At 64.7% G+C, this 1,052-nt stretch carries 3 protein-coding genes; all 3 read left to right on the forward strand.

The window, feature by feature from the left end:
• Window positions 1-72: 72 nt before the first annotated feature.
• Window positions 73-492, forward strand: coding sequence for a site-specific integrase (locus tag AB0B89_RS36615; RefSeq protein ID WP_358562437.1), 420 nt, complete (start codon window positions 73-75; stop codon window positions 490-492).
• Between the two features lie 131 nt (window positions 493-623).
• Window positions 624-830, forward strand: coding sequence for a hypothetical protein (locus AB0B89_RS36620; RefSeq protein WP_358562440.1), 207 nt, complete (start codon window positions 624-626; stop codon window positions 828-830).
• Between the two features lie 12 nt (window positions 831-842).
• Window positions 843-1,052: NUDIX hydrolase (locus AB0B89_RS36625; RefSeq protein WP_358562443.1), on the forward strand; the 210-nt coding region annotated here is incomplete at its 3' end.

Consider the following 1,052-nt stretch of genomic DNA (forward strand, 5'->3'; position numbering starts at 1 on the left):
TGTTCGCGGTCACCGCTCCGATCTCGCTGGTCTTGCTCCAGCTGCCTCGTCGGTCTACTCAGTCCAGAGCTCGTGCTTGCGGTGCTCACCGCCGGCGACGAGTTGACGTGCGACGCGCTGGACGCCTACATCGCCGAGCGTGGCGACCATCCGGGGGTGCTGTTCGCTACGCGCAACGGCAAGCCGCTGGCCGTGTCTTACGTACGCAAGCTGATTCAGCGGATCGCGGAGCAGGTGAAGGTGCCGCAGGCCCTGCTGCTGTCGCCGCACTCGGTACGGCACACCGTGATCACCAATGGCATCGCGATGGGCGTACCGGTCGAGCGGATGCAGTGGCTCGCCGATCACGCAGACGCCCGAACCACCAAGGTGTACGACCACACCGACGGCATCGACAGGTCGCCGGTGCAGCTCATGGGGCAGCGCACGAAGATGGGTGTCATGCGGCACGTCCAGCAGCAGAAGGCGGACGTGGCCGATGAGCAGGCTTGATTCCCAAATGGTGGCGCAATTCGGTCGCACGTTCGTACTCTCGTGTTGTCAGAGTAACGGCTGTGTTTTGCTCTGCCTCTTTTCACGCCACTTCCCCGGCTGTCGGAAAGGCTGACGCGATGAGACTTCGCGTGACCGGTACCCAACGAGAGTGCGACGAATTCACCGACCTGGTGGCGCGCCTGACCACGGTGCGGCATGTGCGCGACCACCAGGCGACTAATGGACTTGGGATGAGCCGTTACATCACCGCCACGCTCGTCCCTGGCATGGTCGAGGAGATCGAGCATGCCATGGCGAGGTGCTTCTGCGCCCCGCCGGCGGACCCGCCCACCTAGTAGAGGAGCGCTATGCCCAAACAGTGCGACAACCGCAGCGTCGGGATCATCATCGAGCAGGACGAGCGGTACCTGACCTTCAAGCGGGCGACCGACCCCCCCGGCGAGGCGCCCCCGGCCGGGCACGTGGATGTCCACGGCAACATCGAGCAGGCCGCCCGTATCGAGGTGTCCGAGGAGGTCGGGCTCACCAAGCTGCTCAACCGCAACCTCTACGTCTAC

It is taken from the genome of Sphaerisporangium sp. NPDC049002, from assembly GCF_040649355.1.
GTDB lineage: Bacteria > Actinomycetota > Actinomycetes > Streptosporangiales > Streptosporangiaceae > Sphaerisporangium.